The sequence below is a fragment of the Burkholderia sp. Ed8 genome, assembly GCF_040761425.1.
Taxonomy (GTDB): Bacteria; Pseudomonadota; Gammaproteobacteria; order Burkholderiales; family Burkholderiaceae; genus Burkholderia; species Burkholderia seminalis.
In genome coordinates, this window is sequence record NZ_CP142885.1 from 2615403 (window position 1) to 2638571 (window position 23169).

At 69.6% G+C, this 23169-nt stretch carries 15 protein-coding genes; 6 read left to right on the forward strand and 9 right to left on the reverse strand.

Translation table 11 applies throughout. From position 1 onward, the window contains the following. Positions 1–69: 69 nt before the first annotated feature. The 5 genes from VXM69_RS11955 to VXM69_RS11975 all read right to left on the reverse strand — a co-directional run bounded on the left by VXM69_RS11955 (position 70) and on the right by VXM69_RS11975 (position 4667). Positions 70–930, reverse strand: coding sequence for an oxaloacetate decarboxylase (locus tag VXM69_RS11955; RefSeq protein ID WP_367188655.1), 861 nt, complete (start codon positions 928–930; stop codon positions 70–72). 130 nt (positions 931–1060) lie between these two features. Next, entirely contained in the window at positions 1061–2728 is a 1668-nt protein-coding gene (locus tag VXM69_RS11960) for a hypothetical protein (protein WP_367188656.1), read from the reverse strand. A gap of 184 nt (positions 2729–2912) precedes the next feature. Further along, the gene (locus VXM69_RS11965) at positions 2913–3338 is read right to left on the reverse strand and encodes an N-acetyltransferase (protein ID WP_069245977.1); all 426 of its coding nucleotides are present in this window, start codon (positions 3336–3338) and stop codon (positions 2913–2915) included. Between the two features lie 59 nt (positions 3339–3397). After that, on the reverse strand, positions 3398–4258 hold the full coding sequence (locus VXM69_RS11970; RefSeq protein WP_049032225.1) for a MurR/RpiR family transcriptional regulator: 861 nt from the start codon (positions 4256–4258) through the stop codon (positions 3398–3400). 55 nt (positions 4259–4313) lie between these two features. Then, entirely contained in the window at positions 4314–4667 is a 354-nt protein-coding gene (locus VXM69_RS11975) for a YgiW/YdeI family stress tolerance OB fold protein (protein ID WP_124670257.1), read from the reverse strand. Positions 4668–4898: 231 nt separating this feature from the next. Here VXM69_RS11975 and VXM69_RS11980 point away from each other — a divergent pair, with 231 nt between their 5' ends. The 5 genes from VXM69_RS11980 to VXM69_RS12000 all read left to right on the forward strand — a co-directional run bounded on the left by VXM69_RS11980 (position 4899) and on the right by VXM69_RS12000 (position 8736). Beyond that, complete coding sequence (locus VXM69_RS11980; protein ID WP_367188657.1) at positions 4899–5561, forward strand: response regulator; 663 nt, start codon at positions 4899–4901, stop codon at positions 5559–5561. Further along, entirely contained in the window at positions 5558–6934 is a 1377-nt protein-coding gene (locus VXM69_RS11985) for an ATP-binding protein (RefSeq protein WP_059556826.1), read from the forward strand. The genes VXM69_RS11980 and VXM69_RS11985 overlap by 4 nt, the downstream gene beginning before the upstream one ends. A gap of 240 nt (positions 6935–7174) precedes the next feature. Next, entirely contained in the window at positions 7175–7621 is a 447-nt protein-coding gene (locus VXM69_RS11990; RefSeq protein WP_124607672.1) for a MarR family winged helix-turn-helix transcriptional regulator, read from the forward strand. 33 nt (positions 7622–7654) lie between these two features. Further along, positions 7655–8023 (forward strand): antibiotic biosynthesis monooxygenase, encoded by a 369-nt coding sequence (locus VXM69_RS11995; RefSeq protein WP_034189338.1) that lies wholly within the window; start codon positions 7655–7657, stop codon positions 8021–8023. 512 nt (positions 8024–8535) lie between these two features. Then, complete coding sequence (locus tag VXM69_RS12000) at positions 8536–8736, forward strand: membrane protein (protein WP_034189337.1); 201 nt, start codon at positions 8536–8538, stop codon at positions 8734–8736. 480 nt (positions 8737–9216) lie between these two features. Here the strand turns inward: VXM69_RS12000 and blaPEN-bcc are convergent, their stop codons facing one another. Further along, positions 9217–10125: a PEN family class A beta-lactamase, Bcc-type gene (gene blaPEN-bcc / locus VXM69_RS12005; protein WP_049031232.1), complete on the reverse strand. Its 909-nt coding sequence runs from the start codon at positions 10123–10125 to the stop codon at positions 9217–9219. Between the two features lie 125 nt (positions 10126–10250). Here blaPEN-bcc and penR point away from each other — a divergent pair, with 125 nt between their 5' ends. Next, entirely contained in the window at positions 10251–11141 is an 891-nt protein-coding gene (gene penR, locus VXM69_RS12010) for a beta-lactamase transcriptional regulator PenR (RefSeq protein WP_034189335.1), read from the forward strand. Between the two features lie 518 nt (positions 11142–11659). Here penR and VXM69_RS12015 read toward each other — a convergent pair. The 3 genes from VXM69_RS12015 to VXM69_RS12025 form a co-directional block, all read right to left on the reverse strand. Then, a complete protein-coding gene (locus VXM69_RS12015) occupies positions 11660–11911 on the reverse strand; it encodes a hypothetical protein (RefSeq protein WP_006482135.1) in 252 nt (83 codons plus the stop codon). Positions 11912–12007: 96 nt separating this feature from the next. Beyond that, positions 12008–14230 carry an amylo-alpha-1,6-glucosidase gene (locus VXM69_RS12020; RefSeq protein WP_124670254.1) on the reverse strand — a complete coding sequence of 741 codons (2223 nt, stop codon included), beginning with the start codon at positions 14228–14230 and terminating at the stop codon, positions 12008–12010. A gap of 154 nt (positions 14231–14384) precedes the next feature. After that, on the reverse strand, positions 14385–22931 hold the full coding sequence (locus VXM69_RS12025; RefSeq protein WP_367188658.1) for an autotransporter-associated beta strand repeat-containing protein: 8547 nt from the start codon (positions 22929–22931) through the stop codon (positions 14385–14387). Positions 22932–23169 lie beyond the last annotated feature (238 nt).

Genomic DNA, 23169 nt, shown 5'->3' on the forward strand with positions numbered 1-23169 from the left:
AGACGCGAAATAGGTTGATTATTGTCAATCGACGTTTCCGCTGGAAACGATCCCATGTTTAATTGGCCGTCATTCTCCGAACAAAACCGGCGAATTATCGGGTGCCGCAAACCAGCGGTTGATGTCGCGCCCCGACACGGCCGCCTGTGCGAACGTAAACGTGCCGTCGCGCGCCATCTCGGTCGCGGCGCGCAGGAACGCGCCGAGCGCGGCCCGCGCCAGCGCGCCGCCGACGCTGACGCGCTTCACGCCGAGCGCCGCGAGTTCGTCCAGGCTCAGCAAGCCGCCCTGCAGCCCCATCACGACGTTCACCGGCGCGCCGACCGCCCGCGTCACGGCCGCGATTTCGTCGGCGTCGGTGATGCCCGGCGCATACAGCACGTCGGCGCCCGCGTCACGATAGGCGACGAGCCGGGCAATCGTGTCGTCGAGATCGCGGCGGTCGTGCAGGTAGTTTTCGCAGCGCGCGGTCAAGGTGAACGGAAACGGCAGCGCGCGCGCCGCGTCGACGGCCGCCGCGATGCGCTCGACCGCCGCGCCGCGCGGGTAGATCGGCGCGTCGGCGCGGCCCGTCGCGTCCTCGATCGAGCCGCCGACCGCGCCGGCCTCGGCCGCGAGCCGGATCGTTTCGGACACCGTGTCGGGTGCATCGCCGAAGCCGTTCTCGAGATCGGCGCTCACCGGCAGGCCGCCCGCGGCGACGAGATCGGCAATGTGGTCGAGCATCGCGTCGCGGTCGATCGCGTTGTCGGGCTGCCCTTTCGAAAACGCGTAGCCGGCGCTCGTCGTGGCGAGCGCCTCGAAACCGGCCATCGCCAGCAGGCGCGCGGTGCCGGCGTCCCACGGGTTCGGGATGATGAACGCGCCGGGGCGCGTGTGCAGCGAACGGAAAACTTCGGCGTGGCGCGCCTGCAGGTCGGAACGGGTCATCGTGGACTCCCGGATGGTGATGACGGGTGAGCTTACGCCGGTCGTGCGCGCGACGTTTCAGCGATGGCCGAAATGTCGTCGCGCGACCGGAAAAAAACCGACGCGCGGGACGCGCGCCGGCAGCCGGCGCTTACGTCGATGCAGCCGGCCCGCCGTCGATGCCGAGCAACACGTCGGCGACGGCCTCGGAGAACTGCATCGTGCGGCCGTCGATCAGCACGGCGTCCGGATGCGACGGATCGCGCACCGCCTGCGGCACGCCATGTGCGATCAGCACGCGTGCGCACGCTTCCCAGTCGGGTACGTCGACGCCCTCCGGTTCGTTGACGGACGCCCAGGACAACGTGCCGAGCGCGTCGCTCCCGAATCCGTGCGGCTCGCGCCAGCTTGCGCCGTGCGCGAGCAGGAACGCCAGCAGATCGGCATCGCCGCGGAACACCGCGTGATTGAGCGCGCTCGCGTCCCAGTCGCCGCCGCGCACGGCAATCGGCCAGCCCAGCTCGACCATGACCTTCACCGCGTCGCGCGACCCCCATGCGGCGGCATCCGGCAGTTGTCGCAGCCGGTCCTCGGTCAGCGCGCCGGGCAGTTCCGGATGGCGCGCCCGGATACGCCGCGCGGTGTCGGCGTCGGCACGCGCACAGGCCGCCACGAATGCGTCGTCCGGGCCGAGCGCCTCTTCCGCGCCGGCTGCGCGCAGCAGCGCCGCGACGTCGGTCAAGCCGGCCTGCATCGCCAGCCGGTACGCACTGACGCCCGCCGGCGTGCACGCGCGCGGATCGGCGCCGGCCGCCAGCAGCGCGGCGACATGGCGCGCCGAGCAGCGCACGCCGATCGCGCGCAGCAACGGCGCGCCCCAGGTCCGCGCGAGGCCCGCGCCGGGCGGCTCGTTCGCGTCGCCGCCATGCGCGAGCAGCAGTTCGAGCGCCGCCGCGTCGCGCATGTCGAACGCGCGCCGCAACGCATTCGTGCCGCCCACTTGCGCGCCGTGCTCGAGCAGCACGCGCGTGCAGGCCGGATTCTCCAGCGAGTGATACAGCGATTCGCCGTCGTTCGGGTCGGCGCCGGCTTCCAGCAACATCGCCGTGAGCGCCGGATCACGATTGACGCCCGCGGCGCCGTACAGCGCCGACAGTGGCGCCGACTCGTCGGGCTCGGCAAGCGAAGCCGGCGGAAACCGGTTGCCGATCCGCTGGTTCGGATCCGCGCCTGCATCGAGCAGATGACGCGCGCAGTCGCGCAGCCCGATGGCGAACGCCGGAATCCGCCCGAGCCGCGAATGCGTGACGGCGACCAGCGGCGGCAGCTTGAACGCACCGCCGGCGCGCGCGATCCAGCCGGGATCGGCAGCCAGCGCCGCCTTCACCGCGTCGAGATCGCCCGCCGCGCATGCGATGGCCGGATCGGCCGACACGAGATCGGGATGGTCGAGCAACAATTGCGCGGCGACACGCGGCCGGGGCGCATCGACGCCGCCGGTCACCTCACCGCCGTAGGCGAGGTGGAGCCAGCGCCGGATCAGCGCCGACCGCGGTTGCCGCGCGAGCGCGCGCATTTCGACGAACGCGCCGAGATCGGCCCACGACGCGAAGCCGTACTCGCGCGCGATGCAGGACTGCGCGTCGTGCAGGCGGAGCCCGAGCGCGCGTGTTTCGTCGTGCGTGCGGTTCGCGGCGGCGGGGAGCGACCGGACAAAGCGCGCGACGGCACCGGCGTCGCCTTGCCGGTACAGGCGCAACAATGCCTTGGCCTGCTTTTTCAGATGATCGGGATGGGCGTTGGGAGGCAGCGTGTTCATGCGGATCCTCGTGCATGGATGGCCGAAGGTCCGCAATACCGCCAGCACAAAGGATGGGGAAACCTCGAGTGGATGCGACACAGGTGGGTTCAACCCTTTCCGCGGACCCGGAAGCGACCTGCATCGCTGCCCGGTATCGTAGGCGACGGCCGGCGACATCGTCAACCTGCCGACGCTGCGCCGCTCAGCCCGCGAGCCGCTTCGTCAGGAAAATGCGCGTGTGCCCGACCGGATAGTCCGGCAGCTCGCCGAAGCGGACATAGCCGCGCTTTTCGTAGAACGGTCGCGCCTGGAAATCGAACGTGTCGAGCCACGCGCTGTGGCAGCCGCGCGCGAGCGCCTCCGCTTCGGCCAGATCCATGATGCGCGTGCCGGCGCCCTGGCCGCGCGCGGCCTCGGGCACCACGAGCAGGTCGACGTGCAGCCAGCCGAACGCCGTGCCGCCCCACAGGCCGCCGACCACCGCGCCGGCGGCGTCGGTCACGACCACGGCCAGCGGCCGGAACTCGGCCGGGCCGGCCTGGCTTTCGTTGAACCGGACGAGCGGCGCGACGATCTGCTTGCGTACGTCCGCGTCGCCCGCGTCGGTCACTTCGTAGGTGAACGTCATCGGTTGCGTCGGGTTGAATCGTGAACGGGAATTGGCTGGAGCCGCACGCACCGCGCGCGTCAGACCACGTAGGCGCCCTTCGCGTGCAGCGCCGCTTCGGTGCGCTCGAGCGCCGCGATCGCATCGCTGCCTTCGAGCGCGAGCAACTGCGCGACCAGCGCCTCGGCCATCGCATGCGCGGCCACCAGCGACGGGAAGAACGACGGGCTGTCGTGCGTGAAGATCAGTTGCGCGTCCGCGTGCAGCGCGATCGGCGCCACCGCGCTGTCGGTGATCGCGACGATCTTGCTGCCCTGCTCCTTCGCGGCCTGCGCGACGCGTGTTGCTTCCGCCGAGTACGGCGCGAAGCTGACGACCACGGTCACGCTCTGCTTCGCGATCGTCCGCAGCTCCATTTCGAGCGAACCGGCGACGCCGTTGAGCAGCGACACGGTCGGGCGGAACAGCCGGTAGCCGTACACGAACCCGAACGCGACCGGATAACACGAGCGGAACCCCGCCACGTGAACATGCGATGCCTTGCGGATCAGCCTGGCCGCGTCCGCGAGCGCGTGCTCGTTCTGCGCGGCGGTGGCCGACAGGTTGTGCTGCTGCGCGGCGAGCAGGTCATGCGCGAGCGACGCCCTCGCGTCGGGCCGCACCAGCGAGCGCGCGCGCTGCGTGAGCGGCTCGGGCCGCGCGCGCACGCGCGCGACGCACAGATCGCGCAACTCGTTCCAGCCGGGAAAACCGAATTGCTGCGCGAGCCGCACGAGCGACGCAGGCTGCACCTGCGCGCGCTGCGCGACCTTGCGCATCGACGACGTGGCGACTTCGTCGGGATGGTCGAGCAGGAAGGCGGCGCCCGCCTGGAATTGCGGGCTCAGCTCGGAAAATTGCGCCCGGATCCGGGACGCGAGTTCGTCGAAATTGGCAGCCATCGTGATGGGAACGGGAACCGGTCGCTCATGGTATCACCGGCCCCGCGCGCACCGGTCAGCGCAGCACTTCGACGTGATCGGCGTCGACCTTCACGCTGCCCGACCATTTGCGCTCGAATTCGCCGGTCACCTTCACTTCGTTCTTGTCGCTGACCGGCTGGCCGGCCGCCCACAGCTTGTGGTCGATCTCGACGCGGATCGTGCCGGTGGCGTCGGCGAACTCGTAGTCCTCGCCGCCGACGCGCTTGACGATGCGCCCTTGCAACTGCACGTGCTGATCGTCCTTGCCGTTGGCGAGCAGTTCCTTCACGGTCGTCGTGGTCAGCGCGGATGGCCCCGTGTATTGCGCATAGACGGCGGCGGGCAGCGTGGCGAGTGCAACCGCCAGGATTCTGGCCAGGTGTTTCATGATGTCGGTCCTCTTCTTGGATGTGACGCCGCGCTCCGTTGAACGCGACGGCACCAGATTACGGACCGTAAGATTAAGCAAACCTGAAGGGTGCGCCGAGGCGACACGGTGCCGCATTGGACAGGTACGAAATGGCGGCGGCGCCCTCCGCATTTAAGCTTGACCTAAGACGCGCGCGCTTATCATGGGAATCCCGGGCGTTGCCGCGCCCTGCTGAAGAGACACGAATCCATGCGCGTACTGCTCGTCGAGGACGATCCGCTGATCGGCAGCGGGCTCGAACAGGGCCTCAAACACGAAGGCTTCGCGGTTGACTGGGTGAAGGACGGCGATGCCGCGTCGCTCGCGCTGCGTTCGACCGGCTACGGCCTGCTGCTGCTCGATCTCGGGCTGCCGAACCGCGACGGCCTGTCGGTGCTCGCCGCGCTGCGCCGCCGCGACGAAAACCTGCCCGCGATCATCATCACCGCGCGCGACGGCGTGCCCGACCGCATCGCGGGCCTCGACAGCGGCGCGGACGACTATCTCGTCAAGCCGTTCGAACTCGACGAACTGCTCGCCCGCATCCGCGCGGTCAACCGCCGCCACGCGGGCCGCGCGCAGACGACACTCGCGATCGGCCCGCTGCGGCTCGATCCCGTCAAGCACCTCGTCTGGCTGGACGATGAGGAAGTGCCGCTGTCGCCGAAGGAGTTCGTGCTGCTGCACGAGCTGATGCGCGAACCGGGCGCGGTGATTTCGCGCGAGCAGTTCGAGGAGCGGCTGTACAGCTGGGGCGAGGAAATCGAGAGCAACGCGGTACAGGTGCATATCCACAACCTGCGCAAGAAGCTCGGCCACGACATGATCCGCACGGTGCGCGGCGTCGGCTACCGGATCGGTGACGGCACATGACGCACGTGCAACGCGCGATCGCACGCTGGCGCAACGCGTCGCTGCGGCGACGCCTGCTGACCTGGCTGCTGCCGGCCGCGTGCGTGATCGGCCTGGTCGCGAGCGCGGGCACCTACTGGGGTGCGTTGCGCGAGCTCGACGACCTGCTCGACGACCAGATGCGCAGCATGTCGAAGCAAATCGTCGTCGGCCCGAACGGCGAGCTGTCGTTCAGCGACCGTGCAAACGGCAAGCACGGTTTCGAGGCGAGCGATCCCGATGCGGTGCTGCTGCAGGTGTGGCGCAACGGCACGCTGGTGTATTCGACCGACCGCGATTCGAAGTTGCCGGCACCCGCGCAGAAGGGTATCGCGAGCGTCGACGTCGGCGGCCAGTCGTGGCGCACCTACGTGACCGAACGCGGCGGCACGACGATCCGGCTCGCGCAGGCGCGGCATGCCCGCTGGGAAGCGATCGCCGGGATCGCCGTGCATCTGCTGTGGCCGGTGTTCTCGATGCTGCCGCTGCTCGCGATCGGCCTGTGGTTCGGCATCGGCGCCGGGTTGCGGCCACTGCGCACGATCGCATCGGGCCTGAAACGCAGGAATGCGAACAACCTCGAGCCGGTCGACGTCGCGTCGATGCCGAACGAGGTCCGCCCGCTCGCCGAAGCGATCAACGACCTGCTTGCGCGGCTCGACCGGTCGTTCACGCTGCAGCGGCATTTCATCGCCGATGCCGCGCACGAGTTGCGCACGCCGATCATGGGGCTGTCGATCCAGTCGCAGTTGCTGCGGCGCGCGGCGACCGCCGAGGAGCGCGAGCACATTCTCGCGCAGATCCAGGCGGGCACGACGCGCCTCGGCCACCTCGCCGAGCAGCTGCTGACGCTCGCGCGCCTCGAACCCGATGCGCAGGCGGCCGCCTCGACGTCGGAGCCCGTCGATCTCGCCGCGCTGTGCCGGTCGGTGGTGTCGGACCGCGCGCGCGTCGCCGACGCGCACCGGATCGATCTCGGCGCGATCGTCGCCGCGCCCGTGATGGCCGCGGGCAATGCCGACACGCTGCGCGTGCTGCTCAACAACCTCGTCGACAACGCGATCCGCTATGCGGGCGCAGGCGCGCGCGTCGACGTGTCCGCGCGCGTCGACGGCACGACGCCCGTGCTCGAAGTCGCCGACGACGGCCCCGGTATTCCGGAAGCCGAACGCACGGACGTGTGGGAACGCTTCTATCGCGGCGAAGGCGCGCAGGCCGTCACGTCGTCGGGCAGCGGGCTCGGGCTGTCGATCGTCAAGCGAATCGCCGAACAGCATCGCGCGACGGTCGCGCTCGGCACCACGCAGGGCGGGCGCGGGCTGACCGTCACGGTGCGGTTTCCCGCACCGGTCTGATGCGCACGTGACCGGAAGCTTGTCCACAGATTATGTTGGCAAGCTTGTGGACAACCTTCCATTAACGACACCAAGCCCTTGATCGGAAAGGATTTGTCGGGCATGCGCGGCAAATGCGCCAGCCCGGGGCAGCCGCGCGCCCGTCGATCGTCGTAGACGATTCGTTTGATCCGCGCATCCAATTTGACAACCAGTTGTCTATTTTGTAAAGTGGTTGTCAATTCATGATGCGAGCGGGATATGACGAAATCCGAGAAATTGACCACCGTCGCGCTGTCCGTATTCCGCTTGAACGGGCTGCTGATCGAATGGGGCAACACCTTTTCCGGCCCGCACGGCCTGACCAGTGCGCGCTGGCAGGTGCTGGGCGCGATCTCGATGGCGCCGGACGCGCCGACCATCCCGCAGATTGCCGATGCAATGGGCATCACGCGGCAAGCCGTGCTGAAACAGGTCAACGTGCTGACCGAAGAAGGGCTCGCCCTGTCATTGCCCAACCCGGCGCACAAGCGCTCCCCTCTGTATGCGCTGACGCCGCGCGGCGAAGCGGCCTATCGGGCCGTGGCCGAGCAGTGGCAGCAGCATGTCCGCGACATCGCCGGCGACTTCAGTGCGGCCGACCTCGATGCCGCCATTCGCGTGCTGTCGGCGATGTCCCGGGCGCACGGCCAGGACGGCCACGCGTAACCCCGCCAGCCCGCCACCTCACCAGGAATTCCCATGCCCCACTTCAAGCCGATGGATCCGGCCTTTCCGATCCAGCAACAGATCGCGATCGACGCGGAGCCGGTCGTTCTCGTCAACGTGTTCACCCTGGCACCCGCCGACGAAGCGGACTTTCTCGCCGCCTGGAAGGACGACGCGGCATTCATGAAGCAGCAGCCGGGGTTCATCTCGACCCAGTTGCATCGCGCACTCGGCGACAGTCCGACCTACCTGAACTACGCGATCTGGGCATCGACCGCTACGTTTCGCGCGGCCTTCACGCATCCGGCGTTCGTCGCCAAGCTGTCGGCCTATCCGTCGTCCGCCGTCGCCAGCCCGCACCTGTTCCAGAAAGTCGGTGTCGCCGGTATCTGCACCGCGTAAGTGCGCGTGCGTCACGTGGCAACGCGTGGCATCCGCCGGTATCGCACCGGCCGATCGCGAACGCGGACTTCTCCACAGAAAATGTTGGCAAGCTTGTGGATATCCTGCGCACCGCGACGCTAAACCCTTGATCCGATGGACTTTGGCACGCGTGATGCAGACGAGGGCCGGGCGATGGCCGTCGCGCTCGCCACTTCGCCCCAGTTCGCATCACGACGCCACGACGATGCACGCAACGACCGCCGCATGCACGCCGGCCGGCTGCCGTGCCGGCCACTTACCCACAGATTGTGTTGGCAAGCTTGTGGATATCCTGAGCACGCATGCGCTAACCCGTTGATCGGCCTCAGGTTCGTGCGCGGGGTCACCGTTGCGGCAACGCGTGGCGCAAGCGTGCACGAACGATCCGGCACGACGGCTACGCTCAACCCGCGCCTTGACGCCCGCGCAGGTCACGCATCAAGATCATGCGAGCCGCACCACGACGCATCACCATCACTCCGAGGAAGACCATGGAACACTTCACCGCGTGGCAGTTGCTCGTCTCGCTCGTGCTCGTCGCCATCGTCGTCTATCCGTACGTCCGCATCGTCCGGCGCACCGGACATTCGGGCTGGTGGATCCTGACGATGTTCGTCCCGGTCCTGAACTTCATCATGTTGTGGGTATTCGCGTTCGCGCGCTGGCCCGCGGTCGACGATCGGCAGCGCTGACTATCGCGGCGACGGCCCGCGAGTTTGTCCACAGATTGTGTTGGCAAGCATGTGGATAGCCTGCGCATACCGCGACCAAGCGCTTGATCCGAAAGACTTTGTCCGCGCCGCCTCAAACGCGGCACGCAGCCGGCAAATCGCCGGTTGCGTGCCCTCGCGCGGCGTGACGCGTCGCCACCGGCGCCGGCCGGCGCGCTTGTCCACAGATTGTGTTGGCAAGCGTGTGGACAGCCTGCGCATACCGCAGCCAAGCGCTTGATCCGAAAGACTTTGTCCGCGCCGCCTCAAACAGGGCACGGCCGCGCACGCCGCGCCGAACGCGGCCGCACGCGGGCTTGTCCACAGTTTTTGTTGGCAAGCATGTGGATATCCTGAGCATGCGCGACCTAAGTCGTTGATCGCACAACGTTTGGTCGCGCGGGTCACGACTGCGGCACGGCGTGCATGCGGATCGCGTTCACGCTCGCCGCGCCGCCCGACTCAACCGAACGTCCGCGCCACGATTTGCGCGACCGACGCGATCACGCCGTCCTTCGCCCGCGCATCGGCTTGCGCCTGCGTGTAGTACACGACCAGCACGATGGGCGCGCCCGACGCCGGCCAGATGACGCCGGCATCGTTCGTCGTCCCGTAGTCGCCGGTGCCCGTCTTGTCGCCGACCGTCCACCCTGCCGGCACGCCTGCGCGGATCCGCTTGTCGCCAACCTTGTTGCCGCGCAGCCACGCGACGAGCTGCGCACGCTGCGCGGCCGGCAGCGCGTCGCCGAGTGTGAGCACGCGCATGCTCGCCGCCATCGCGGCGGGCGTCGTCGTGTCGCGCGGGTCGCCCGGCAGCGCGGTATTCAGTTCGGTCTCCCATCGATCGAGCCGGAACGTGTCGTCGCCGATCGAGCGCGCGAACGCGGTCACGGCGGACGGGCCGCCGATCAGCTTCATCAGCAGGTTCGCGGCCGAGTTGTCGCTGTACTGGATCGCGGCCTCGCACAGCGCGGCAACCGTCATGCCCGAACCGACATGCTTCCCGGACACCGGCGAATAGTTGACGAGATCGGCCTTCGTGTACGTCACGCGCTGCTGCAGCCAACCCGGGCGATCGACGCTCTGCGCGAGCACCGCCGCGCTCAGCATCGCCTTGAAGGTGCTGCAGAACGGGAAACGCTCGTCCGGGCGATGCGCGATGACCCGGCCGCTCGCGGTGTCGATCGCGCACACGCCGAGACGGCCGCCTGCGTCGCGCTCGAGATCGGCCAGCGCCGCCGCGGCCACCGCTGCCGGATCGGCCGCGTCCGCCTTCGCGGCCTGCCGCGACGCGCACGCGGTGACGGTGAGGACGAGCGGCGCCGTCGCGGCGGCCAGCAACAGGGTTCGACGTTTCGATGAGTAGGTCATGTCGGTTGTCTCGGAGTGGAATGGCGGCGAATCGAGGTTGAAACGGCGGCGCCGAGACAGCACTATCGAGACTTTACGGTTAGCCGACAAGCAACGATAATTGAGCGCTGACAAAAGAAATTCTTATGACTAAGCTCCGCCCTCATCTTCCGCTCAATGCGTTGCGCGCGTTCGAATCGTCGGCGCGCCACCTGAACTTCACGCGCGCCGGCCTCGAGCTGAGCGTGACCCAGGCCGCGGTCAGCCAGCAGGTGCGCTCGCTCGAGGAGCGGCTCGGCTGCACGCTGTTCACGCGGCTGCCGCGGGGCCTCGGGCTCACCGACGAAGGGCGGGCGTTGCTGCCCGTGCTGAGCGATGCGTTCAGCCGCATCGAGACGGTGCTCAAGCAGTTCGACGGCGGGCGCTTCCGCGAGGTACTGACACTCGGCGTCGTCGGCACCTTTGCCCTAGGCTGGCTAATGCCGCGACTGAAGCAGTTCGGCGACACGCATCCGTTCGTCGAACTGCGGCTGCGCACCAACAACAACGTCGTCGATCTCGCCGCCGAGGGCCTCGATTTCGCGATCCGCTTCGGCGAAGGCAACTGGCCGGCGACGCGCAACGAACGGCTGCTCGATGCGCCGCTCACCGCGTTGTGCGCGCCGGAGATCGCGCGGCGCCTCGCGCGGCCGGCCGATCTCGCGAACGAAACGCTGCTGCGCTCGTACCGCACCGACGAATGGCACGGCTGGTTCGACGCCGCGCAGCTCGAGCCGTGGACGGTCAACGGGCCCGTGTTCGATTCATCGCGGCTGATGGTCGAGGCCGCGATGCAGGGTGCGGGCATCGCACTCGCGCCGGCCTGCATGTTTGCACGCGAACTGCAGCTCGGCCTGCTCGCGCGACCGCTCGACATCGACGTGTGCGCGGGCGGTTACTGGCTCACGTCGCTGAAATCGAAACCGCTGACGCCCGCGATGACGCTCTTTCGCGACTGGATCGTGGCCGAGGCGGCCGACACGACACCGGACGCGTAACGCAACCGCCCTTGTCCACAGAAAGTGTTGGCAAGGATGTGGATATCCTGGGCACCCGGGACCTAAGCCCTTGATCGCGCACGAATTTGCGTTCCGACCCACACATCGGGCAGCCTTTGTGCACGCGCCTCGCGCGCATGCCGCATTCGGGCCCGATACTCAACCCATGCGACGCAATCGATGGCAAGTTGTCCACAGAATTTGTTGGCAAGCCTGTGGATATCCGCCGGATCCGGCGCGTAACATCTTGATACACAAGGGGATTCGATATCAGGACCTTGACCGGTCAATGGTGTGGCACCGCACCATCATTCGAACGGCCTCCCGGGCACACATCGGGAGCGCAGCGCACGTGCGGCCGAAGGCCGGCCGGTTCTCCACAGATTGTGTTGGCAAGCTTGTGGATATCCTGCGCATCGGGCGCCTAACTCATTGAGCGCACGGGGTTTTGTGCTTCATCCGCAGAATCGGGCAGCGCCGGCGCGGCCCGTGCGGCTCGCGTCGGCGCACGCCGTGGATCAATGCCGGTCGAGCCCGCCGCGCAATTCGCTGGCCTTGTCGCGCAACGCTTCGTAACCCGAACGCGCATGCTCGGGCAGGTCGGGATCGCCGATCAGCGCGCCGAGCGTTTCGATCAGGCTGAACAGGATGCCCTTCGCCGCGCCGACCGCGATGCTCTGCGATTCGATCGACTTGTGCAGGTGGTCGACCGCCGCCTCCAGGTTTTCGAGCTTGTGCTCGCCGTCGTCGGGCCGGTTGTCGGTCGTCATCGTCTACCTCCTCCATCGTTCAAGGGTCATGTCACGATTCTATGCCGCTGCGCACGAACGTGGCGCGACATCGCGCAACGTTCGTGCAGCACGGCGCTACAGCACCGCGACCACCTTCACCCGCCCCGGCTGCTCCGCCGCCGCGACGACCTGGCCGTCGACACGGCGGAACGTCAACGACACGGTTTCGTCGCCGACGCGCAGTGCGTCGATCCGCAGCCAGTCGACGCCCTCCGGCAGCGCCGGACGCTCGACGCGCACCTCGTGGCGCGTCGCGTCGATGCTCACACCGAGGCACGCCTGCAGCATCATGAATGGCGCACCGGCCGCCCATGCCTGCGGCAGGCAGGCCACCGGATACGCGGTCGGCGGTTCGCCGCGCCGGCGCGGGAACCCGCAGAACAGCTCCGGCAAGCGCATCTCGAAGCTCACCGCCGCCTCGAACAGCGCGCGCAACAGGTTCACCGCGGCCGTCTTGTCGCCGTAGCGCGCCAGGCCGCGCGCGATGAGCGCATTGTCGTGCGGCCATACCGACCCGTTGTGATAGGCCATCGGGTTGAAACGCGGCTGCCCGGCCGCGAGCGTGCGGATGCCCCACCCCGTCTGGAACAGCGTCGAGCCGAGCACGCCGGCCATCGCCGCGCCGCGCTCGGCATCGGGCAGCCCGAACGCGAGCAGGTGCCCCGCGTTCGACGCGAACACGCGGCACAGGTCGCCATGGCCGTCGAGCGCGATCCCGTAGAAATGGCCCTCGGGCATCCAGAACAACGCGTCGACCTGGTCGCGCAGCGCCTTCGCGCGCAACGCGTAGCGCGTCGCGTCGGCCGCGTGGCCGCGCCGGTGCGAGCACGCCGACATCGCATCGAGCGCCGCGCACGCATAGGCCTGCACTTCGACGAGCGCGATCGGCCCGTCGGGAAAACGGCCGTCCGCATGGAACACCGAATCGTGGCTGTCCTTCCAGCCCTGGTTCGCGAGGCCGCGCTCCGACGTGCGCTGGTAATCGAGCAGTCCGTAGGGATTGCGGTCGCACTTGTCGATCACCCATTGCGCGGCGCGCTCGAGCGCGGGCCACAGCTCGTCGATCAGCGCATCGTCGCCGGTGCGTTCGACATAGGCGCCGGCCAGCACGATGAACAGCGGCGTCGTGTCGACACCGCCGTAGTACAGCGCGAACGGCACTTCGCCCGTCGCGGCCATCTCGCTGCGGCGGAACTCGTGCATGATCTTGCCGGGCTCCGCGTCGCGGAAGGCGGAGGTTTCACGCGCCTGGTGCTCGGCAAGAAAACGCAGCACGCCGCGCGCGAGCGACGGCTGCAGCCACAGCATCTGCAACGACGTGATCACCGCGTCGCGGCCGAACGGCGTCGAGAACCACGGAATGCCCGCATACGGGTAGGGCCCCGTATCGAGCTGCGTCGTCAGCAGCCCGAGATCCGCGAGCGAACGATCGAGCCACGCGTCGAACAGCGGATTGCCGGTGTTCACGCGCGCCATCGACTCGCGCCGCGCACGCATCTCGCGATGCACGCCGACGAGCGCGGTGCGCAGCGCGACGCGGCCGCACCCGGGCCCTTCGCCGTGCGCCGGGCCGAGCGTCGCATCGACGGTCAGGTAGATCGACACGCAGGCCTGCGCGGCGATCGTCAGCGTGTAGTCGGCACGATCGACCGACAGCGCGTCGGGCGCCGGCGAGAAATGCACGGTCACGTTGCGCTCGACGCGGTCGAGGCCGTCGTAGCGCAGCCGCACCGCGCCGGCATCGACGCGCGGAGCAACGACCGTGCCGCGCTTCGGGCGCTGCGTGCCGCGCACCTCGAACATGTCCTTGAAATCGGCCGCGAACGACAGCGACAGCGGCACCTCGGCCTCGCTCGCGCCGTAGTTCGTCAGCGTCAGCGCTTCGTAAAGCACGTCGCCCGCGAGCACGCGCATCCGCTCGATATGGATCACGCCCTCGGGCGTCTCGTGGCCGCCGAGCGGCGGCAGCGGGCGGTTCGTCAGGTGCGCGGTGAACGACGCGTTGTCGGCGCTCGTCGCGCCCGACAGCAGCGACGGCGCGCGGCCGCCGAACGTCAGGCGCCACGTCGACAGCACGCGCATGTCGTCGACGAACAGGCCGTCGTCATGCCCGCCGATGTCGCCGAGCGCGTCGCTCACCACGAACGCGTCGCCGGATTTCAGCACGTACTGGTTGTTGCGCGCGAGCGCCTGCGGATCGGCTTCGGGCGCGATGAAGGCGGGGCCCGACGCGGCGGTCGGGGCGACGGGCGCGACTTGCGGCGCCTGCGTCGTCGTGGCTTCGGCGTGATTCGGCATCGATGCTCCTGTGTCGAGGCGCAACGCGCGGCGCGCGTCGCGTGTTTCGCACAGGATAGGCCAGAACGGGGCACGTGCGCAGCGACGAAACGGCCGCGGCGCCCGCGACGTTGCCGTCGTCGCGGGCGCCGCGTACGGGCACGTCAGTTGCCGGTCAGAACTTCCACAGGATGTTGCCGAGGATCGCGTTGTCGCGCACGCCGCTGCCATACTGGCCGCTGTACGTGAGGCCGAGCGTCAGGCGCTTCGTGATGTTCGCGTCGATGCCGGCTTCGAGCACCGCGCTGTCGCGCGCGATCGGCACGCCCGACACCTGGAACGACGTGCCGCCATTCGCGAACGTGAACGCCGACGACGGCCGCACGTTGCCGAACGCGTGGCGCCAGCCGACCGTCCCGCGCGCGGTGAACGTGCCGCTCCCGATCGCGCCGAGTTGCGACGCCGCGCGCAGGCCGAGCGTCGAGAAGCCGACGTGGGTCGTCTCGCCGCCGGCGCGCAATGCGGACGCGCCCCCGGTTTCCGTATAGCCGTCGGTATGCAGGTTCACATACGCGAGGCCCGCGAACGGTTCGATCGCGACGGGCCCGACCGGCAGCGCGTAGCCGACTTCGCCGAACACCTGCGCCGAATTCGCGTTGTAGCCGGCCGAGTCGTGATCCGAGAAACCCGCGAAGCCGGGATAACGGTCGCTGTTGATCCGGTACCACGTGTACGACGCGCCGCCGCGCACGCCGAGCGCGCCGTACTGCGCGCCGCCATACAGCGACAGGTAGTAGCTGTTCACGGCCGCCGACGAGCTCTGGTCGTTGTCGAGCGAGCTGTGCGTGACGCCTGCCGCCAGGCCCGCACGCCACTTGTCGTTGAGTGCCATGTCGGCGCCGGCGATGAAGCCCGTCATGCTGCGGTTGATCGTCGACGCGTTGCCGTCGCCGGTGAGCCGGCTGCGGCCGCCGAATGCCTGCCCCCAGACGACCGGCTGATAAGGCGTGCCGCCGTAGCAGCCCTCGCGCGAACCGATCCGGCGTTCCGGCGGCAGCATCGGGTCGACCGCGCCGGCCGTGTTGTCGCCGCACAGCGCGGCGCCGCCCGACGACAGCGCGGCAAGCGGCCCCGCCCCGGGCGCGAGGCCCTGGCGGACACGATCGGTCACCGCGTCGCGCACATAACGGCTGTCGAGCAGCAGCATGCTCTTCAGGCTCGCCTGCAGTTCGCCGTCGAGCAGCCCGTACGCGCGCCGCGCGGTGGGCGCGTCGGTCGTCAGCACCGCGTCGTACAGCGGGTTGCCGGCCCCGAGCCCGCCGAGCGCGGCCGCGACCGAACGCTGGTTCGGCGTCGTCGCGACGTCGGGCAGCGACGTGCCGTTCTCGACGAGCCGCAGGTACACATGGCCCGGATCGTAGCTGAGCGTCGGCATCAGGAACGCGTAGTTCGCGCTCACCTGGCTGAAGGTGCCCTGCACGCCCGACGCCGCCGTGAGGATCGTGTAGGTCGTGCTCGGCTGGTAGCCGCTCTGGTTCGCGATCACCTGCACGGTGCCGCCGTTCAGCGTCGCCGTGCCGCCCGCCGCGAGGCTGCCGCTTTGCTGCGGCGCCGCCGCGACCTGGAACGTCGAACCCGGCTGGAACGTGACGTTGCCGCCCACGTTCAGCGCCGCGCCCGGCTGCGAGGCGGCCGCCGTCGCGCCGCCCTGCACCACGAGGCCGCCGACCGTGCCAGTGCCCGTCAGCGTCGCGCCGCTCTGCACGGTGACGTTCGACTGGCCGAGCGAACCGTTGACGGCAAGCGTGCCCGCGCTGACCGTGGTCGGGCCGCTCAGCGTGTTCGTGCCCGTCAGCGTCAGTTGCCCGCTGCCGGCCTGCGTCAGCGAACCGGTGCCGGACAGCACGCTCGCGATCGTCACGTTGCCGGATTGATTGACGACCAGCGCCCCGTTGTCGACGACGTTGCCGGCCACGCTGCCCGACGTGCCGCCGTTGCCGAGCTGCAGCGTGCCGCCGGCCGCGATCGTGGTGCCGCCCGTGTACGTGTTGCCGCCGGTCAGCACCTGCGTGCCGCTCGCCACCGTCACGCCGCCCGAGCCGCCGATCGTGCCGCCGAACGTGCTGTTGCCGCTGCCGTTCAACGTCAGCGCGTTGCTGCCGAGGTTCACGTTCGTGCCGGCCGCGCCCGACAGCGCGCCGACCGTCTGCGCGCCCGATGCGCCGCTCGCGTCGAACGTCGCACCCGCGCCGGCGAGATTCACCGCGCCCGTCGATGCGAGGCTGCCGCCCGCACCGAGTGCGAGTGTGCTGCCTGCGTTGATCGTCGTGCCACCGGTGTACGTGTTCGCGCCCGTCAGCGTCTGCGTGCCCGCACCGGCCACCGTCACGCCGCCTGCGCCGCCGATGGTCCCGCCGAACGTGCCGCTCGCGCCGCCGTTCAGTGTCAGCGCATTCGTGCCGAGCGTCACGTTCGTGCCGGCCGCGCCGGTCAGCGTGCCGATCGTCTGCGCGCCTGTCGCGCCGCTCGCGTCGAACGTCGCACCCGCGCCGGCGAGATTCACCGCACCGGTCGATGCGAGACTGCCGCCCGCGCCGAGCGTCAGCGTGCTGCCGCCGTTGATCGTCGTGCCGCCCGTGTAGGTGTTCGCGCCCGTCAGCGTCTGTGTGCCGGTGCCGGCGAAGGTCACGCCGCCCGTGCCGCCGATCGCACCGCCGAACGTGTTGTTGCCGCCGCCGTTCAGCGTCAGCGCATTCGCGCCGAGCGTCACGTTCGTGCCGGCCGCGCCGGTCAGCGCGCCAATCGTCTGCGCGCCCGATGCGCCGCTCAGGTTGAACGTTGCACCTGCGCCCGCGAGATTCACCGTGCTGCCCGATGCGAGACTGCCGCCCGCACCCAGCGCCAACGTGCTGCCGCCGTTGATCGTCGTGCCACCCGTGTAGGTGTTCGCGCCCGTCAACGTCTGTGTGCCGGTGCCCGCGAGCGTCAGGCCGCCCGTGCCGCCGATCACGCCGCCGAACGTGCCGTTGCCGCTGCCGTTCAACGTCAGCGCGTTCGCGCCGAGGCTCACGTTCGTGCCGGCCGCGCCGGTCAACGTGCCGATCGTCTGCGCGCCCGACGCGCCGCTCAGGTTGAACGTCGCGCCGGTGCCTGCCAGATTCACCGAGCCGGTCGATGCGAGGCTGCCGCCCGTGCCGAGCGCCAGCGTGCTGCCGCCGTTGATCGTCGTGCCACCGGTGTACGTGTTCGCGCCCGTCAGCGTCTGCGTGCCCGTCCCGGCCAGCGTCACGCTGCCCGTGCCGCCGATCGCGCCGCCGAACGTGCTGTTGCCGCTGCCGTTCAGCGTCAGCGCGTTCGCGCCGAGCGTCACGTTCGTGCCAGTTGCACCGGCCAGCGAGCCGATCGTCTGCGCGCCCGATGCGCCGCTCAGGTTGAACGTCGCGCCCGTGCCGGCGAGGTTGACCGCGCCGGTCGATGCGAGACTGCCGCCCGCCCCCAGCGCCAGCGTGCTGCCGCCGTTGATCGTCGTGCCACCGGTGTACGTGTTCGCGCCCGTCAGCGTCTGCGTGCCCGTCCCGGCCAGCGTCACGCCGCCCGTGCCGCCGATCGTGCCGCCAAACGTGTTGTTGCCGCTGCCGTTCAGCGTCAGCGCATTCGCGCCGAGACTCACGTTCGTGCCGGTCGTACCGGTCAGCGCCCCGAGCGTTTGTGCGCCCGTCGCGCCGCTCACGTCGAACGTGGCCCCCGTACCCGCGAGATTCACCGCACTGCCCGATGCGAGACTGCCGCCCGCCGCCAGCGCCAGCGTGCTGCCGCCGTTGATCGTCGTGCCGCCCGTATACGTGTTCGCCCCCGTCAGCGTCTGCGTACCGGTACCGGCGAACGTCACGCCGCCCGTCCCGCCGATCGTGCCGCCAAACGTGTTGTTGCCGCTGCCGTTCAGCGTCAGCGCATTCGCGCCGAGACTCACGATGGTGCCGGCCACACCGGTGAGCGGACCAACCATCTGCGCGCCCGATGCGCCGCTCAGATTGAACGTCGCACCCGTGCCCGCGAGGTTCACGGCCCCCGTTGCCGCGAGACTGCCGCCTGCGCCGAGTGCGAGTGTGCTGCCGCCGTTGATGGTCGTGCCGCCCGTGTACGTGTTCGCGCCCGTCAGCGTCTGTGTGCCGGTGCCCGCGAGCGTCACGCCGCCCGTGCCGCCGATCGCACCGCCGAACGTGCTGTTGCCGCTGCCGTTCAGCGTCAGCGCATTCCCGCCGAGATTCACGTTCGTGCCGGTCGTGCCGGTCAGCGCCCCGAGCGTTTGTGCGCCCGTCGCGCCGCTCACGTCGAACGCGGCCCCCGTGCCCGCGAGATTCACCGTGCTGCCCGCCGCGAGGCTGCCGCCCGCGCCGAGTGCGAGCGTGCTGCCGCCGTCGATCGTCGTGCCGCCCGTGTACGTGTTCGCCCCCGTCAGCGTTTGCGTGCCGGAGCCGGCGAAGGTCACGCTGCCGGTGCCGCCGATCGCACCGCCGAACGTGTTGTTGCCGCTGCCGTTCAGCGTCAGCGCATTTCCGCCGAGGCTCACGTTCGTGCCGACCGCGCCGGTCAGCGCGCCGATCGTCTGCGCGCCCGTCGCACCGCTCACATCGAACGTCGCACCCGGGGCTGCAAGATTCACGCCCCCCGTCGCCGCGAGGCTGCCGCCCGCGCCGAGTGCGAGCGTGCTGCCGCCGCCGATCGTCGTGCCGCCCGTGTACGTGTTCGCACCCGTCAGCGTTTGCGTGCCCGCGCCGGCCAGCGTCAGGCCGCCGGTGCCGCCGATCGCGCCGCCGAACGTGTGGTTGCCCGCCCCGCTCAGCGTCAACCCGTTGCCGCCCAGGTTCACGTTCGTGCCGGCCGCACCGGTCAATGCGCCGATCGTCTGCGCGCCCGTCGCGCCGCCCAGGTTGAACGTCGCGCCCGCGCTGGCCAGATTCACCGTGCCGGTCGACGCCAGGCTGCCGCCCGCCCCGAGTGCGAGTGTGCTGCCGCCGTTGATGGTCGTGCCGCCCGTGTAGGTGTTTGCGCCCGTCAACGTCTGCGTGCCGGTGCCGGACAGCGTCACGCCGCCCGTGCCGCCGATCACGCCGCCGAACGTGCCGCTGGCGGTGCCGCCCAGCGTCAGCGCGTTACCGCCGAGGTTGAGGTGGGTCCCCGCGACGCCCGACAGTGCGCCGAGCGTTTGCGCGCCCGTCGCGGCGCTCAGATCGAGCGTCGCGCCGGCACCCGCGAGGTTCATCGCGCCGGCCGACGCGAGGCTGCCGCCCGCGCCCACCGCCAACGTGCCGGCGTTGATCGTCGTGCCGCCCGTATAGGTGTTCGCGCCGGTCAGGGTCGTCGTCGCCGCACCGTCCTTCACGAGCGCACCCGCGCCGGAAATCGTGCCGCTCAGCCCGAGCGCATTGCTGCCGCCAAGCGTCAGCGTCGCACCCGTGCCGAGATCGATCGTGTTGGCCACCGACAGGTTCGCATTCGTGTCGAGCGTCGCCGCGCCGCCAACGCTCAGCGCGCCCGTGCCGAGCGCCGTGTTGTTGCCGAGCACCAGGCCGCCGCTGTCGAGGTTCGTGCCGCCCGAATAGGTGCTCGCGCCGTTCAGCGTCTGCGTACCGGTGCCGGCGAGCGTCAGGCTGCCGGTGCCGCCGATCGCGCCGCTGAACGTGCCGCTCGCGGTGCCGCCCAGCGTCAGCGCGTTGCCGCCGAGATTGAGGTTCGTTCCCGTGACACCCGACAGCGCGCCGAGCGTCTGCCCGCCCGTCGCGGCGCTCAAGTCCAGCGTCGCGCCGGCATTCGCGAGGTTCATCGCGCCGGTCGATGCGAGACTGCCGCCCGCACCGACCGCCAGCGTGCCGGCATTGATCGTCGTGCCGCCCGTGTACGTGTTCGCGCCGGTCAGCGTCGTGGTCGCCGCGCCGTTCTTCACGAGGCCGCCCGCACCGGAAATCGCGCCGCCCAGCGTGAGGGTGTTGCTGCCGCCCAGCGTGAGTGCCGCGCCCGCGCCGAGGTTGACAGCGTTGCCGACCGACAGGCTCGCGTTCGTGTCGAGCGTCGCCGCACCGCCGACATTCAGCGTGCCGGAGCCGAGCGCCCCGTTGTTGCCGAGGACGAGGCTGCCGCTGTTCAGGTTCGTGCCGCCGGAGTATGCATTCGCGCCGTTCAGCGTCTGCGTGCCGGTGCCCGACAGCGTCAGACTGCCGGTGCCGCCGATCACGCCGCCGAACGTGCCGCTGGCGGTGCCGCCCAGCGTCAGCGCACTGCCGCCGAGACTCACGCTCGTGCCGACGCCGCCCGACAGTGCGCCGATCGACTGTGCACCGCCCGCGCTGATGTCGAGCGTGGCGCCCGGATTGACCAGGTTCACCGCGCCCGTCGACGACAGGCTGCCGCCCGCGCCGATCGCCAGCGTGCCGGCGTTGATCGTCGTGCCGCCCGTATAGGTATTCGCGCCGGTCAGGGTCGTCGTCGCCGCACCGTCCTTCACGAGCGCCCCCGTGCCGGAAATCGCGCCGCTCAGCCCGAGCGCATTGCTGCCGCCAAGCGTCAGCGTCGCACCCGTGCCGAGATCGATCGCGTTGGCCACCGACAGGTTCGCATTCGTGTCGAGCGTCGCCGCGCCGCCGACGCTCAGCGCACCCGTGCCGAGCGCCGTGTTGTTGCCGAGCACCAGGCCGCCGGCGTTCAGCGTCGTGCCGCCCGTGTAGGTGTTCGCGCCGGAAAGCGTCGTGGTCGCCGCACCGTTCTTCACGAGACCGCCGCCGCCCGAAATCGTGCCGCCCAGACCGAGCGACGTGCTGCCGCCGAGCGTCAGCGTGGTGCCCGTCGCGATGTTGACGCCGTTCGCCAGCGACACGCTGGCGGTCGCATCGAGCGACGACGAGCCGTTCACGTTCACCGCACCGCTGCCGAGCGCCGTATTGCTGCCGACGACAACGTTGCCGCCGTTCAGGTTGGTGCCGCCCGTGTACACGTTCGTGCCCGTCAGCGATTGCGTGCCCGTACCCGACAGCGTCACGCTGCCCGCACCGCCGATCGTGCCGGCATAGGTTGCATTGATGCTGCCGTTGAGCGTCAGCGAATTGCCGCCGAGGTTCACGCTCGTCCCGGCCGCCCCCGCCAGCGCGCCGATCGTCCGCGCGCCCGAGGCGCCGCTCACGTCGAGCGCCGCGCCCGCCCCGGTCAGGTTGACCGTCCCGGTCGACGCCAGGCTGCCGGCGCCGCTCAGCGCAAGCGTGCCGCCGTTGATGGTCGTGTCGCCCGTGTACGTGTTCACGCCGGTCAGCGTCGTGGTCGCCGCGCCGTTCTTCACGAGGCTGCCGTTTCCGTTGATCGCGCCGGCCAGCCCGAGATCGTTGCTGCCGCCGACCGTCAGCGCCGCACCGTTGGCGAGATTCACCGTATTGCCGAGCGTCACGTTCGCGCTCGTGTCGAGCGACGCCGATGCGTTGACGTTCAGCGCGCCCGTGCCGAGCGCCGCGTTGTTGCCGAGCACCAGGCCGCCGGCGTTCAGGTTCGTGCCGCCCGCATAGGTGTTCGCGCCCGACAGCGTCAGCGTGCCGCCATCGTTCTTCGTCAGCGCGCCGGCACCCGACACCGTGCCCGACAGCGCGAGCCCGGTCGCGCCCTGCACCGTCAGCCCGCCCGCACCGAGCGTCACGTTGTTGGAGACGTCGAGCCCCGCCGCACCTGCCTGCAGCGCGCCGCCGGTGGCCGTGACGTTACCGGTGCCGAGCGATCCATTGTTGTTGATGATCGCGACGCCGCCCGCCAGCGTCGCGTCCTGCGCGGTCGACGCGCCGTTGATCGTCCAGTTGCCGTTCTGGACGTTCAGGTGATTGAAGTTGATGTAGTTGTTGGCCGCGATCGTGCCGTTCGCGCTGGTGCCCTGCTGCAGGTTGAGCGTGTTGTTGCCGCCCGCGCCGCCATCGACGACACCCGTCGCCGCGACGCCGATCGTGACCGGGCCGACGGTGATGTTGAACGCGCCGCCGGTGCCGCCCGCCGTGTTGACCGACGAGCCCGTCACGGCATTGAACGTATTGTTGCTGTTCGCGCCCATCGACACGCCGCCGTTGATCGTGCCCGAGTTGGTAAACGTGTTGCCCTGCCCGGGAGTGCCGTTCGTGCCGAGCGACACGCGGCCGTTGATCGTGCCGCTGTTCGACATGTTGACCGTGCCGCCGCCGTACGCGGCGACCACGGGCGCATCCGCGCCGGAGAGGGTCGCGCCGACCAGCGGATTGGACCCGATCGTGCCGGTGTTCGTGATGGTCGACGTCCCGCCCGTGCCGTTCTGGACCGACAGCGCCATGCCCGTCACGCCGCTGATCGCCACGCCGGTCGTGCCGTTCATCGTGCCGTTGTTGGTGACGGTCGTGTTGCTCGCGGACGCATTGCCGACCACCGCGCCGCTCGACAGCACGCCGAGCCCCGAACCGAGCGCGGACGGGTCGATCGTGCCGTTGTTGGTCAGCGTGTTGTTGTTGCCCGTCAGCGACAACGCGGTACCGCCGACGCCGAGCAGCACGCCCACGCTCGCGCCCGGGTTGACCGTCGCGTGCAGGTTGTTCGCGCTGTTCGCATAACTGGGCGCCAGCGGATTCGCGACGCCGGAGCAGGTCACCGTCGTGCCCGCCGTGCTGCAGACCGCATGGGCAGGCACGATACCCGCGCCGGACAATGCCAGGAAAACGCCCGTGGGCAACAGCAGTCTCGGAAACGGCTCACCGGCTTTTTTCGAACGCGCAAGGTTCATGCTTTCCCTCGTTTTTAGCTTTGGTTTTTGATATGGGTATTGCGGTATTTCGGCCGCACCGGACGGCGCGCAGCAGAAAATCACGGACAAAAGCGGCCGCCCCGGCGGTCGCGATGCGACGCCGGTTTATTCATGGCTGATTTTCAATCAGCCCGGATTCGAGATTGCAGACGCAAGACTAGTCGAA

Bases quoted from the DNA above. Each gene is read 5' to 3' on its own strand.
- VXM69_RS11955 (WP_367188655.1), bottom strand. From the start codon at position 930: ATGACCCGTTCCGACCTGCAGGCGCGCCACGCCGAAGTTTTCCGTTCG.
- VXM69_RS11960 (WP_367188656.1), bottom strand. From the start codon at position 2,728: ATGAACACGCTGCCTCCCAACGCCCATCCCGATCATCTGAAAAAGCAG.
- VXM69_RS11965 (WP_069245977.1), bottom strand. From the start codon at position 3,338: ATGACGTTCACCTACGAAGTGACCGACGCGGGCGACGCGGACGTACGC.
- VXM69_RS11970 (WP_049032225.1), bottom strand. From the start codon at position 4,258: ATGGCTGCCAATTTCGACGAACTCGCGTCCCGGATCCGGGCGCAATTT.
- VXM69_RS11975 (WP_124670257.1), bottom strand. From the start codon at position 4,667: ATGAAACACCTGGCCAGAATCCTGGCGGTTGCACTCGCCACGCTGCCC.
- VXM69_RS11980 (WP_367188657.1), top strand. From the start codon at position 4,899: ATGCGCGTACTGCTCGTCGAGGACGATCCGCTGATCGGCAGCGGGCTC.
- VXM69_RS11985 (WP_059556826.1), top strand. From the start codon at position 5,558: ATGACGCACGTGCAACGCGCGATCGCACGCTGGCGCAACGCGTCGCTG.
- VXM69_RS11990 (WP_124607672.1), top strand. From the start codon at position 7,175: ATGACGAAATCCGAGAAATTGACCACCGTCGCGCTGTCCGTATTCCGC.
- VXM69_RS11995 (WP_034189338.1), top strand. From the start codon at position 7,655: ATGCCCCACTTCAAGCCGATGGATCCGGCCTTTCCGATCCAGCAACAG.
- VXM69_RS12000 (WP_034189337.1), top strand. From the start codon at position 8,536: ATGGAACACTTCACCGCGTGGCAGTTGCTCGTCTCGCTCGTGCTCGTC.
- blaPEN-bcc (WP_049031232.1), bottom strand. From the start codon at position 10,125: ATGACCTACTCATCGAAACGTCGAACCCTGTTGCTGGCCGCCGCGACG.
- penR (WP_034189335.1), top strand. From the start codon at position 10,251: ATGACTAAGCTCCGCCCTCATCTTCCGCTCAATGCGTTGCGCGCGTTC.
- VXM69_RS12015 (WP_006482135.1), bottom strand. From the start codon at position 11,911: ATGACGACCGACAACCGGCCCGACGACGGCGAGCACAAGCTCGAAAAC.
- VXM69_RS12020 (WP_124670254.1), bottom strand. From the start codon at position 14,230: ATGCCGAATCACGCCGAAGCCACGACGACGCAGGCGCCGCAAGTCGCG.